Below are 11,908 nucleotides of genomic sequence, written 5' to 3'. Positions count from 1 at the left end.
GGGCCGATTGGCCAACTCCCCGGGGGGCTCTTCCGGTTGGACCTCGTGACCCCTAGGTTAGGACCGAGATTAAGGCTGCTTAACCCCCCACTGTCGTTGCGAGGTTGCCGTGCCCGGACCCACATCCGCTCCCCACGGACGCCCTTCCGCCCGTTACGCCCGAGCGTTCGCCGCGGCGATCGTCGCGGCCGCGGCCCTGATCACGGCGGCGAACGCGGGACCGGCGCGGGCGACGGAGCCGGTGCAGACGTCGGTGCAGGGGGTGCCCGGCCAGGGCCGGTAGCGGAGGTCGGTGAGCTGCCCGGGGCGCGGTTTGGGGTGGCCGGGTGCGGGTAGTCGGGCCTCGTTTCCGGGCGGGTCGTGAGTGTGGTGCCAGCAGCCTGTGACGCCACCCCACGTCGTCCGAGGCGGTCGTCGGAGGAGGGAGTCACCGTGCGGCCCAGGGACGAACCGGAACGGGCGCGGGCTGCCGAGGCGATCGCCGACGGGGTGCGGGACGCCGAGCCCGGTGAGATACCGCGCAGGCTGTGCCACGTCGCCGTCCGGCTGCTACCGGTGGCCCGGGCGAGCGTGTCGCTGTGCCACGAGGGCATGCCCGTACCGCTGAGCGCGAGCGACGACCGGGCGGCGTACCTGATGGAGGTCCAGGCCACCCTGGGTGAGGGCCCGTGCCTGCACGCCGCGCGCACCGGCACGCCCGTGATCGCGTCCGACCTCGCGGGCGGCCGGGACGCCGACCGCTGGCCGGTCTTCGCCCAGGAGGCGACGGCACTCGGGGTACGGGCCGTGTACGCGCTGCCACTGGGCGACGACGCCGGGTGCCTGGGCACGCTGGACCTCTACCGCGACATACCCGGCATGCTCGGTCCCCGCGACCTGCGCACCGCGTACCTCGTGGCCGGGGTCATGACGGTGGCCCTGATGGCCCTGCCCACCGGTGAGGAGAACGGCGGCCGCTCGTCGGACGGCCTCTGGCTCAGCGACCTGGCCACCGAGCACGACGAGGTCTACCAGGCCATCGGCATGGTCATGGCCCAGCTGGGGGTGGGCTCGGACGAGGCGCTGGCGCGGCTGCGGGGGCATGCGTTCGCGCGGGGCCGGACGGTGCTCGACGTGGCGCATGACGTGGTGGCGCACAAGGAGCGGTTCAAGCGGGACTGGCGGGACTGGCGGGACTGGCGGGACTGGCGGGACTGGCGGGACTGGCGGGACTGGCGGGACTGGCGGGACTAGCGGGACTGGCGGGACTGGCGGGACCGGTTGGACCGGCCGGGTTGGATTTACGCGGGATTCACACCGTCACCCGCCCTTGCTTACGCACCTCCGCCAGCCGCTTGGCCCCCAGCTCGGCCGCGGCCTGGGTGGCCTCGGGGTACACGGCGCCGAGCCCGCCGTTGGTGACGGTGAACGCGTCCTCGCCGACCCGGACGGCGGCGACGTCGAGGGTGAGGGTGACGGGCTCACCCTCGCCCGGACCGTCCTCGTCACGGGTGACCATGATCCGCAGCCCCTGCCGCGCATCGCCGACCGCCGGCAACGCGGAGTCGACGACCTGCACGCCCTGCACGAGCCCGCGCGCGGTGGTCGCCGTGAACTGGCGGCACTTCTGCGGCAGGGTCCGCATCCAGACGAGCGTCTGATCGACATCCGCCGGCCGCTGCGAGGACACCTGGTACCGGAGCTGGGCGTCGGCGTACCCGTCGTCGAGCCCGATGACGGCGCGGGGCGGAGCACCGAGGAGCTCGTCGCTGTACAGGGCGTCGAGCAACCGCTGGCAGTCGGTCATCCCGTGCGGCGCGGACGCCTTGAGGAACCCGTCCCGCCAGGTCGCGACGCCCTGCGTCGGCGCCCACGGGTCCCCGAGATCGGCCTCGGTGATGAGCGCGGCCCGGGCCTGGTCGTCGGTGAGGGCGGGCGGCGTCTTCGGGGGCGGGGAGATGCCGTCGGGTGAGGCGGAGGAGAACTCGGGGGAGGTCGCGTACCGCGCGACATCGGAGGCGAGTCCCGAGCAGGCACCGACGGCGACCAACCCGGCCGCCGACAACAGGGAGACGACGAAGAAGCGGGCGGACAGGCGCGGGGTCATCGGGGTGCCTCCAGGGACTTGCCGACGGGGGTGGATCAACGAGACCACCCCAACCGGCGAGTCACCAGCACGCCGGGCCGTACGGGGCAGGGGGCTGGGCCGTACGGGTGAGCCGCCCAGACCAGGGCGACCTACCAGCGCCGCCGGAAGGCCGGACGGCCCACTCGATATAGGAATGCAGCCACGACAGGGGTCCCCACTTGAAATCGCAGTACGGGGTGGAGTCCGGGTCCGCCGGTGGGACGAGAAATGCTTCGCGGCGGCGTCCGTCCCCGCGTTACCGTCTCCTCATGAAGCGCGCCCGTCCGTCTCTCACGACGACGCCGGAGAGTGTCCCGGCGCGCTGACTGCTGAACCGATGTCGAAGCCCCGGGGTGAGGACCCCGGGGCTTCGGTCGTTGCAGCGGGTCTCGCCCCGAACGCGAGAAAGAGGGAGACCCGTGCATTCGATGGAACCCGCGTACGACCACCGGCGCCTCGGGCGGGAGCTGGAGCTGTTCGGTACCGATCCGCTGATGGGGGCCGGGCTGCCGTACTGGCTGCCGGACGGGGCCGTCGTACGGCATGTGCTGGAGGAGTATCTGAGGGAGGTCGAGCGGCAGGCGGGGTATCGGCATGTGTACTCGCCGGTGCTGGCGAAACGCGAGCTGTATGCGATCTCCGGGCACTGGGAGCACTACCGCGACGACATGTTCCCGCCGATGGAGGTGGGGGCGGAGGAGGTCGTGCTGCGGCCGTCCCTGTGTCCGCATCATGCGCTCATCTATCGGGCGCGGGCGCGGAGCTATCGCGAACTGCCGCTGCGTATCGCCGAGTTGGGCGCGATGTATCGGGCGGAGCTGTCGGGCGTGCTCGGTGGGCTCACCCGTGTTCGAGGGATTCAGCTCAATGACGCCCATGTCTTCTGTACCGACGATCAGGCCGTCGACGAGGCCGCCGCCGCGCTCGGGCTGATTCGGCGGGCGTACGCCGATCTCGGGATCTCCGCTGCCCGGTATCGGCTGTCGTTGCCGGGGGCGGGCGACAAGGGCGGCAAGTACGTCGATGACGAGCGGCTTTGGCGGCAGGCCACCGCGTTGTTGCGGGACGTGCTCGATGCGGCCGGGGTGGCTTACGAGGCCGTCGGAGGTGAGGCCGCGTTCTACGGGCCCAAGGTCGATGTGCAGGTCGTGGATGCGGCGGGGCGGGAATTCACCCTGTCCACCGTGCAGATCGATTTCTACCAACCCGAGCGGTTCGGGCTGCGGTACGTCGGCGCGGACGGCGGGAAGCATCGGCCCGTCATGGTGCATCGCAGCGTCATCGGGAGCGTGGAACGGGCCGTCGCGCAGCTCATCGAGGTGCACGGGGGTGCGTTTCCGGTGTGGCTCTCACCCGTGCAGCTTGTCGTGATGCCCGTGGCGGAGGCGCACAGGGGGTGGGCCGACGAGGTCGTGCGGCGGGCCCTCGGCCGTGGGGTGCGGGCCGAGGTCGCCGGGGCCGAGCAGGGGAGTCTGGGGGCTCGGATCCGGGCGGCGCGGTTCGTGCCGTATCAGGTCGTCGTCGGGGAGCGGGAGGTCCAGGACAAGGCGGTCTCCCTGCGGCTGCGGGACGGGCGGCGGGTGGGGAGTCTGGGCGCGGACGACCTGGTCGACCGGATCGTCGCCCGGGTGGCGGCTCGCGGCACCGCGTTGTGGGAATCCGCGTAGGGTCGCTGGCGTGGGCAGGGATCGTACCGGCCCGGTGAGAAGAGCCCCGCGTGAAGGAGCACCGCGTGAACGGTCAGCCCATCCCGGTGATCATCGACTGCGACACCGGCGTCGACGACGCCCTGGCCCTGCTGTTCGCCGTACGGCACCCGGCGATCGACCTGCGCGCCGTCACCTGCGTCGCCGGGAACACCGACGTGGACGGCGTCGTACGGAACACGCTCACCGTGCTGGAGCAGGCCGGCGCCGGTGACGTACCCGTCGCCCGGGGTGCCGCACGGCCGCTGGTCGAGGCGCCGCGGTCCGCCCGGCATGTGCACGGGCACGACGGGATGGGCGACCTGGGGCTGCCCGCGCCGACCCGTACGCCGGTGGACGTGGACGCCGTGACGCTGCTGCGCCGCGAGATCCTCGCCTCCCCGCGGCCGGTCACCCTCATCCCCACCGCCCCGCTCACCAACATCGCCCTGCTGCTGCGCACCCACCCGGAGGTGACCGCCAACATCGAGCGGATCGTCTTCATGGGGGGTGCGGTGGCCGCCGGGAACGCGACGCCCGTCGCCGAGTTCAATGTGTGGCACGACCCGGAGGCCGCCGCGATCCTGCTCACCGCGGGGGTGCCGATCACCATGTACGGGCTGGATGTGTTCATGCGGGTCGTCGTCCCGGCGTCGGACGTACGGCGGCTGCGGGCGAGTTCCGAGCCGGGGGCGCGGCTCGGGGGTGAGTTGCTGGCCCATCGGGGACCGGGGACCGAGGAGGATCCGGCGGGTGGGCTCGGCGACGCCGGCGCGGTGTGCGCGGTCGCCGATCCCGCGGGGCTCACCACGCGGGCGCTGCCCGTCGAGGTGTCGCTGGCGCCGGGGCCGACCCGGGGGCAGACCGTCGTCGATCTCCGGCCCCGGCCCGGTGAGTCCGAGATCCACGGCGAGGCGCGTGAACAGCCGCTGGTCGATGTGGCGTTGGACGTCGACCAGGAGCGGTACGTGAAGCTGTGGCTGACGACCGTGGAAGGCTAGCCACGGCCTGACCTGCCCGGATGCGGGGACGCGTGCGGGGGCCTTCACTGGAGGGAGGCGACGGGTTCCTCGGGCTGGAGGCTGACATGGCCGGATGCCGGACGCGGTGGGCGGTCGCAGCCGTGCTGGTGGCGGTGGTGGGCGCCGGGACGGTGGGGTGCGGGGGCGGGGACGGCGGCGAGGAGGAGCCGGGGGCGCGGGCCTCGGATCTGTGGGCGTCCGCCACGGCGGAGGCGGAGCGCAGGTTCGACGAGATCGGGGAGGGCGTCGACGTCACCAAGGACGTGACGCTCGGTGATCCGGTGAGCGGGCCGGACGGGCGCACGACCGTCGAGGTCAGGGTGCGCAACACCGCCGACAGTACGAAGTCCTTCGTCGTGCAGGTCAACTTCACCGACGAGGACGGCGACTTCCGGGACGCCGTCGTGCTGACCGTGGCCGACGTGCCGGCCGGGGAGACCGGGACGGGCACGGCCCGCAGCACGCACGAGCTGTCCGGCGAGGTGCGCGCGGAGGTGGGGCAGGCGGTGCGGTACTGACGGGCGGGACGGCCGTCGGGATCACTCGTATGGGCCAGTTCGCGGACGCACCCACCCGACCGAACCCTTCCAATGGACGGGACCGCGGCGGACAGCCACGGCCGAGCGACGAGGCGACAGCGATGAGCGAGACAGCGGGACCGATGGGCGCGATGGACCCGGTGCACCCGGTGCACCCGGAGCACCCCGCGCACCCGGAGCACCCTGAGCACCCGGCCCCCCCGGCGCACCCCAAGCACCCGGCACACCCCGCGTACCCGACGCACCCGGTGGCGTCCGGCGACCACGACCCCATCGCCTTCACCGAGCACGACTACGCCACCCGGATGCGCCGCGCCGCCCATGACGCGGCCGCCTCCGGGCTGTCGGGGGTGCTGGTCACGCCCGGCCCGGACCTGGCGTGGCTGTGCGGGTACCGGCCCCCGGTCACCGAGCGGCTCACCCTCCTCGTCCTCACCCAGGACTCCGAGCCCCACCTCCTCGTCCCGGCGCTGGAGCGGCCGGACGCCGCGGCCGCGCCGGGGGCGGGCGCGGTGCGGATGACCGAGTGGCGGGACGGGCAGGACCCGTACGCCGTGGCGGCGGGGCTGCTGCGCACCAACGGGCGGTACGGGATCGGGGACGCGACCTGGGCGCTGCACCTGCTCGGGTTGCAGGAGGCGCTGCCGCTGACGACGTACCGCGCGCTGAGCGTCGTACTGCCGATGCTGCGGGCGGTGAAGGACGCGCACGAGGTGGAGCGGCTGGCCGCGGCGGGCGCGGCGGCGGACGCGGCGTACCGGGAGATCCTGGCCGTACGGTTCGCGGGGCGGCGGGAGGCGGACGTGGCCGCCGATCTGGCGCGGCTGCTGCGCGAGCACGGGCACAGCCAGGTCGACTTCACCATCGTCGGCTCGGGGCCGAACGGGGCGAATCCGCACCATGAGGCGGGGGACCGGGTGATCGAGGACGGGGACATGATCGTCCTCGACTTCGGCGGGCTCAAGGACGGGTACGGCTCCGACATCACCCGTACCGTGCACGTGGGCGAGCCGAGCGCCGAGGAGCGCAAGGTGCACGACATCGTGCGGGTGGCGCAGGAGGCGGCGGTGCGCACGGTGCGGCCGGGGGTGACGTGCCAGGAGATCGACCGGGTGGCGCGGGCGGTGATCGAGGAGGCCGGGTACGGCGCGTACTTCATCCACCGCACCGGTCACGGCATCGGCGTCACCACTCACGAGCCGCCCTATCTCGTCGAGGGCGAGCCGCAGCCGCTGGTGCCGGGGATGTGCTTCTCCGTGGAGCCCGGGATCTATCTGCCGGGCCGGTTCGGGGTCCGGATCGAGGACATCGTGACGTGCACGCCGGACGGCGTGCGGCGGCTGAACAACACGCCGCACGAGATGGCCGTCGTCGCGTAGGGGTACGGCGCTACTCCGGGCCGGTGACCTCCACGCAGGCCGGACGCAGCAGCTGGTCGCCGACCCGGTAGCCGGGGCGCAGGACCGCCGTGCAGGTCGGGCGGGGGCAGGACGGGGAGACGTGGTGGGCGAGCGCCTCGTGGCGGGCCGGGTCGAAGGGGTCGCCCACCTCCCCGAACGCCACCAGGCCCAGCGCCCCGGTCTGGACCTCCAGGGCCTCGGTGATCTCCCGCAGCCCCGGTGTCATCGTCTCGTGCGCGCACGCCCGGTCCACCGCGTCCAGCACCGGCAGCAGCCCGCGCAGCACATTGGCCACCGCGATCTCCCGTACGGCGAGCCGGTCCCGCCGCACCCGCTTGCGGTAGTTGTCGTACTCGGCCTTCACGCGTTGCAGGTCGGCGGTGCGCTCGGCCAGCTCCGCGCGGGTGCTCCCGCCGGAAGCCTGGGATCCGGCCATCCCGGCCACCTCCTCGCCCAAGCGAGCTGTGCCTACCAGCCCTGGGTAAGCCGAGGGCAGCGGCTTGTCAAGGGGAGCCCTGCACGGATGCGGGGGTCAGCGGCCGAGCCAGACCGTGGTGTCCGGGCCCAGGCGGCCGTCGGGCTCCAGGGGCGCGCTGGACAGCAGCGGATCGCCGGGCGGCAGGGGTACGGGACGGTCGGAGAGGTTGGCCAGGCAGCGCCAGCCGTCGGAGCGGACGAAGTGCAGCACGCCGGGCGGGGTGTCGTCGGCCCAGGTCAGCGACTCGCCCGCCAGCAGCTTGCGGCGCAGCCGCAGGGCCGTGCGGTACAGCTCCAGGGTCGAGCCCTCCACCCCGTCCTGGGCCTCGACGGCGTACGACGCGAAGCTCGCCGGCTGCGGCAGCCAGGCGCCGCCCGCGCCGAAGCCGTACGACGGACCGGTCATCGTCCACGGCAGCGGCACCCGGCAGCCGTCGCGGCCCTTGCGGACGCGGCCCGTCTGCTCCCAGATGGGGTCCTGGAGGACGGCCGTGGGCAGGTCTGCCACCTCGGGCAGGCCGAGTTCCTCGCCCTGGTAGACGTACGACGATCCGGGCAGCGCCAGCATCAGGAGCGTGGCGGCGCGGGCGCGGCGCAGGCCGGCCGCCGCGTCGACGGTGGGGGCGTTGCCGCCGGACAGCAGCCAGGCGTCGGCGTCCGTGCCGGGCGGGAGCATCAGGCGGGTGGCGTGCCGGATGACGTCGTGGTTGGACAGCACCCAGGTGGCGGAGGCGCCGGCCGCGTGGGCGGTGGCGAGGGACGCGGTGATGACCTCGCGCAGTTCGTCGGCGTCCCAACGGGCCTTGAGATACTCGAAGTTGAAGGCCTGGCCGAGTTCGTCCGGGCGGGCGTACAGCACGCGGCGGGCGCCGGGGACCCAGGCCTCGGCGACGGCCATGCGGGGCGGGGAGTAGGCGTCGAGGATCTTGCGCCAGTCGCGGTAGATCTCGTGGACCTCGTCGCGGTCGTAGAAGGGGTGGCTGCCCGGCGGCATGGACGCGAGGGCGGCCTCGTCGCTGAGTTCGGGGGCGCCGAGGTCGCGCAGCGGCTCGCTGAGGTCCTTGGCGAGGGCGTGGGCGACATCGACGCGGAAGCCGTCGACGCCGCGGTCGGACCAGAAGCGCAGCGTGGTGCGGAAGTCGGCGCGGACCTCCTCGTTCTCCCAGTTGAGGTCGGGCTGTTGGGGGGCGAAGAGGTGCAGGTACCACTGGCCGTCGGGGACGCGGCGCCAGGCGCTGCCGCCGAAGACGGACTGCCAGTCGGTGGGCGGGAGTTCGCCGTGGGCGCCGCGGCCGTCGCGGAAGACGTAACGGTCGCGGGCGGCGGAGCCGGGCCCGGCGCGCAGCGCCTCCTGGAACCAGACGTGCTGGTGGGAGCTGTGGTTGGGGACGATGTCGACGAGCACCTTCAGGCCCAGGCGGTGTGCCTCGCCGACCATCGCGTCGAAGTCGTCGAGGGAGCCGAGGCGGGGGTCGACGTCGCGGTAGTCGGCCACGTCGTAGCCGCCGTCGGCCAGTTCGGAGGGGTAGAAGGGGCTGAGCCAGAGGGCGTCGACGCCGAGGGCGGAGAGGTGGGTGAGGCGCTGGGTGACGCCCTTGAGATCGCCGAGTCCGTCGCCGTCGGCGTCGGCGAAGCTGCGGGGGTAGACCTGGTAGATGACGGCCTGGCGCCACCAGTCGGGGCTTTTGGGGGAGAGGTCGGCAGTGGTCACTCGGGCTCCTCCTACGGTCGGTCGCTCTGCGCCGGACGATACGAGGACTTTGTCCACTTCACCGGAAAGGTGAACCTCGGCGTGTGGGAGCGTGGCGTCCGGAACGGGGGTGCGGCGTCCGGAACGGGGTGCGGAGGAGGCCCGGCCAGGTGTCAGCCCAGGCAGAGGACCAGTACGCAGAGCTGGGGTGACGTGGGCGTCGTCGTCGGGGCGGAGGTCGCCGGGTCGGGGGTGGTGGGCTTCGTGCCGGTGTCGGCCGGGGGTGAGGCCGGCTGGGGCGGTGGGGTGGTGGCGCTGGGGGCCGTGTTCACCGGGGGCACCTGGGAGTCGGAGCGGTGTTGCGGGGCTTGGGGTGCCGTCGGCGGGGCCGTCGGGACCGAGACCGGTGCCTCAGGGGGCGCGCTGTGCGGGGCGGGGGCCGTGGGGCGCTGCTGCGCGCGGCTCGTCGCGGAGTCGGAATCGGAGTCGGAGTCGGAGTCCGAGCCCGGGGACTGCGACCGCGGGGCGGTCGGCCCGGGCGCGGTGCGGTGCTCGTCCGGCTGGGGCGCCGTGGGACGTATGTGCTCCGCCGGCTGCCGCCCCGCGGTGTCCAGGGTCAGCTCGGGTGCGGCGGCCGCCCGGGCGCGGTCGGTGGGGGCGCCGCGGTCCAGGGTGGTGAGGGTCAGTCCGCCGCCGACCAGGGCGACCGCCGTCGCCACCAGGGCCCGGCGCCGGCTCTTCTTCCAGCGGACCCGCTGCCGACGCCGGGCCGCGCGGCCCTCCGGCAAGGGGACCGTCTCCTCGGTCTCCGGGACCGCCGGCGCGTGCACCGGCTCCGGCTCGGCCTCGGCCCGGGCGACCGGCGCGATGTCCGGGGCGTAGGCGCCGCATCCGGGGCACACCAGGGCGCCGTTGAGATGCCGACGGCACGAGGAGCAGTAGTCCATCCGCCAGTAGTCCATCTGCGGTCTTCCTGAGTCGACAGCCCCCGAACGGCCTGCAACGGTAACGACGGTTCCCGGCCACTGTGTGCAGCCTGTGTGACGCTCCTGCACAGATTCGCCGGGGCGAGGCTCCCGTTCCCCGCACGAACTTCGGCCCCAACAGGCAACCCACACGCGGTTTTTGCCCATCTCACATGATGCTCACAGACTCTCGGGCGCCGGGCGCGTGGGGTGCGTCGGTACAGCGGTGGCCGGGGTGACGTGGGCTGTCCGGTCCGATGCCGCCCACGGGCGGCACTCGAAGACGAGGAACCGATGACCAGTCAGCAACACCGCAATCGCGTGAGGCGTTCGGCGCTCGCCGCCGGCACCGCGCTCGCCGTCGTCGTCGGCGGCGCCGCGGTCGCTTCCGGGGCCGACCCGGCGAGCACCACGCCCGGTAAACCGCAGCTCAAGCTGATCGCCGCGTCGAAGTCCGTGACGCTGGACCGCTGGGAGGGGGAGCCCGGGGTCTATCTCGACCTCGGGACGTACGTGACGGTCGACAACGCGCCGCTGGAGTTCAAGGTGACGCGCAAGTCGTACAAGGACCCGGTGGTCGCCCGGCAGATCCTGCGCGACGGAAAGAACGTCCGGACCAAGAAACTGCCCGCCGGGCTGGTGAAGGACTTCTCCGGGCTGCCGGGCTTCCTGGAGGTGTCGATCACGAACGCGGCCGGCGAGGAGGTCGCGAAGTCCAAGGGCACCTTCTGCCCGAACAACGCCTCCGGCCGGATCCACCCGGACGCCCCGGCGACCTCGCACTACCCGGAGAGCTGCCCCACGAACCCGTGGACGCTGGGCTCCGTGTGGGGCGTGGAGAAGGGCTGGGCGTCCAACTCCAGCACCGTCGACTACGACCAGCCGGTGGATCTGCCGGCCGGTGAGTACACGGCGAAGGTGGCGGTGGCGAAGAAGTACCGCGACCTGTTCGGCATCCCGAACGACCGGCCGACCATCAAGGTGAACGTCCGGCAGATCACCGACGGCGGTGAAGGCCAGGGCGCGGCCGCCGCGCGCTCCGGCGCCCACCACAGCGGGCACGGCGGCCATGACGCGGGTGGGGCCGCCGCGGGTGGGCACGCCGCCCACCACTACGGCCCCCGCGGCGCCGACGCGCCCACCCCGCCCCAGCTGTCGCACGCCCTTGAGGACCGGGGCCGTGCCTCGCACCTGGGCGACGGGCCGGGGCACACCGACGGCTCGCGGATCGCGCCCGCGCTGAAGCCGAACGCCAAGCGGCCCACCGGGCGCGCGGGTGTTCCGGCGGGCGTGCCCAAGCCCGATCTGCGTTCGCTGCCGGCGTGGGACATCGCCATCACGGACGGCGAGGACGGGGACGTACCGGGCAAGGACTATCTGGCGTTCAGCGCGAACGTGTGGAACGCCGGGCCCGCGCCGCTCGTCGTGGACGGGTTCCGCAAGCCGGGCGCGGACCTGATGGACGCGTACCAGTACTTCTACGACGCGGACGGCAAGCAGGTCGGGTACACGCCCACCGGCACCATGGAGTGGGACCCGCGCATCGGGCACGAGCACTGGCACTTCACGGACTTCGCCAGCTACCGGCTGCTGAGCGCGGACCAGACCAAGGAGGTGCGCAGCGGCAAGGAGGCGTTCTGCCTGGCCAACACCGACGCCATCGACTACACGGTGAAGAACGCCAACTGGCGCCCGTACAACACGGATTTGTCGACCGCGTGCGGTCAGCAGAACTCCATCTCCGTACGTGAGGTGCTCGACGTGGGCTCCGGCGACACGTACACCCAGTACCGTCCCGGCCAGTCCTTCGACATCACCGACCTGCCGAACGGCACGTACTACATCCAGGTGATCGCCAACCCGGAGAAGCGCCTCAAGGAAACCAACCTCAACAACAACGTCGCCCTCCGCAAGGTCGTCCTGGGCGGCGAACCGGGCGCCCGCACGGTCCAGGTCCCCCCGCACGACCTGATCAACGCCCCGTAACACCGGCCCGACGAACGCCCCCGGCTGCCACACCGGG

11 protein-coding genes are annotated in these 11,908 nt (G+C 73.0%); 7 read left to right on the top strand and 4 right to left on the bottom strand.

The window, feature by feature from the left end:
* The first annotated feature begins 109 nt into the window (after positions 1–109).
* Both HJD23_RS19620 and HJD23_RS19615 read left to right on the top strand, forming a co-directional pair.
* Positions 110–283 (top strand): hypothetical protein, encoded by a 174-nt coding sequence (locus HJD23_RS19620; protein WP_167529710.1) that lies wholly within the window; start codon positions 110–112, stop codon positions 281–283.
* A 149-nt stretch (positions 284–432) separates the two neighbouring features.
* On the top strand, positions 433–1,233 hold the full coding sequence (locus HJD23_RS19615) for a GAF and ANTAR domain-containing protein (protein ID WP_171134048.1): 801 nt from the start codon (positions 433–435) through the stop codon (positions 1,231–1,233).
* 58 nt (positions 1,234–1,291) lie between these two features.
* On the opposite strand, the gene HJD23_RS19610 is transcribed toward HJD23_RS19615, so the two are convergent.
* Positions 1,292–2,086, bottom strand: a complete 795-nt coding sequence (locus tag HJD23_RS19610) for a hypothetical protein (RefSeq protein WP_171117251.1) — start codon at positions 2,084–2,086, stop codon at positions 1,292–1,294.
* Between the two features lie 449 nt (positions 2,087–2,535).
* Between HJD23_RS19610 and thrS the strand changes: the two genes are divergently transcribed.
* The 4 genes from thrS to HJD23_RS19590 all read left to right on the top strand — a co-directional run bounded on the left by thrS (position 2,536) and on the right by HJD23_RS19590 (position 6,732).
* Positions 2,536–3,774 carry a threonine--tRNA ligase gene (gene thrS / locus HJD23_RS19605; protein ID WP_171119096.1) on the top strand — a complete coding sequence of 413 codons (1,239 nt, stop codon included), beginning with the start codon at positions 2,536–2,538 and terminating at the stop codon, positions 3,772–3,774.
* A 65-nt stretch (positions 3,775–3,839) separates the two neighbouring features.
* Positions 3,840–4,793: a nucleoside hydrolase gene (locus HJD23_RS19600; protein WP_171117254.1), complete on the top strand. Its 954-nt coding sequence runs from the start codon at positions 3,840–3,842 to the stop codon at positions 4,791–4,793.
* An 86-nt stretch (positions 4,794–4,879) separates the two neighbouring features.
* The gene (locus HJD23_RS19595) at positions 4,880–5,332 is read left to right on the top strand and encodes a hypothetical protein (protein ID WP_171117256.1); all 453 of its coding nucleotides are present in this window, start codon (positions 4,880–4,882) and stop codon (positions 5,330–5,332) included.
* A gap of 326 nt (positions 5,333–5,658) precedes the next feature.
* Positions 5,659–6,732, top strand: coding sequence for an aminopeptidase P family protein (locus HJD23_RS19590; protein ID WP_171119100.1), 1,074 nt, complete (start codon positions 5,659–5,661; stop codon positions 6,730–6,732).
* Between the two features lie 10 nt (positions 6,733–6,742).
* On the opposite strand, the gene grpE is transcribed toward HJD23_RS19590, so the two are convergent.
* The 3 genes from grpE to HJD23_RS19575 form a co-directional block, all read right to left on the bottom strand.
* A complete protein-coding gene (grpE, locus tag HJD23_RS19585; protein ID WP_141312177.1) occupies positions 6,743–7,189 on the bottom strand; it encodes a nucleotide exchange factor GrpE in 447 nt (148 codons plus the stop codon).
* A 96-nt stretch (positions 7,190–7,285) separates the two neighbouring features.
* Positions 7,286–8,941 (bottom strand): glycoside hydrolase family 13 protein, encoded by a 1,656-nt coding sequence (locus HJD23_RS19580; protein WP_171117258.1) that lies wholly within the window; start codon positions 8,939–8,941, stop codon positions 7,286–7,288.
* Positions 8,942–9,093: 152 nt separating this feature from the next.
* Positions 9,094–9,882 carry a hypothetical protein gene (locus HJD23_RS19575; RefSeq protein ID WP_240980759.1) on the bottom strand — a complete coding sequence of 263 codons (789 nt, stop codon included), beginning with the start codon at positions 9,880–9,882 and terminating at the stop codon, positions 9,094–9,096.
* 297 nt (positions 9,883–10,179) lie between these two features.
* On the opposite strand from HJD23_RS19575, the gene HJD23_RS19570 reads away from it, so the two are divergent.
* A complete protein-coding gene (locus tag HJD23_RS19570; protein WP_171117260.1) occupies positions 10,180–11,871 on the top strand; it encodes a lysyl oxidase family protein in 1,692 nt (563 codons plus the stop codon).
* Positions 11,872–11,908: the final 37 nt, after the last annotated feature.

The organism is Streptomyces sp. Z423-1, from assembly GCF_013009255.1.
In the GTDB taxonomy this organism is placed as follows: domain Bacteria; phylum Actinomycetota; class Actinomycetes; order Streptomycetales; family Streptomycetaceae; genus Streptomyces; species Streptomyces gossypiisoli.
Note: the sequence above shows the minus strand (reverse complement) of the source record. Positions and strands in the feature narration are given on the sequence as shown.

Excerpts from the sequence above, each read along its gene's own strand:
- HJD23_RS19610 (WP_171117251.1), bottom strand. The coding sequence starts at position 2,086 with ATGACCCCGCGCCTGTCCGCCCGCTTCTTCGTCGTCTCCCTGTTGTCG.
- thrS (WP_171119096.1), top strand. The coding sequence starts at position 2,536 with ATGGAACCCGCGTACGACCACCGGCGCCTCGGGCGGGAGCTGGAGCTG.
- HJD23_RS19595 (WP_171117256.1), top strand. The coding sequence starts at position 4,880 with ATGGCCGGATGCCGGACGCGGTGGGCGGTCGCAGCCGTGCTGGTGGCG.
- HJD23_RS19590 (WP_171119100.1), top strand. The coding sequence starts at position 5,659 with ATGCGCCGCGCCGCCCATGACGCGGCCGCCTCCGGGCTGTCGGGGGTG.
- grpE (WP_141312177.1), bottom strand. The coding sequence starts at position 7,189 with ATGGCCGGATCCCAGGCTTCCGGCGGGAGCACCCGCGCGGAGCTGGCC.
- HJD23_RS19575 (WP_240980759.1), bottom strand. The coding sequence starts at position 9,882 with ATGGACTACTGGCGGATGGACTACTGCTCCTCGTGCCGTCGGCATCTC.
- HJD23_RS19570 (WP_171117260.1), top strand. The coding sequence starts at position 10,180 with ATGACCAGTCAGCAACACCGCAATCGCGTGAGGCGTTCGGCGCTCGCC.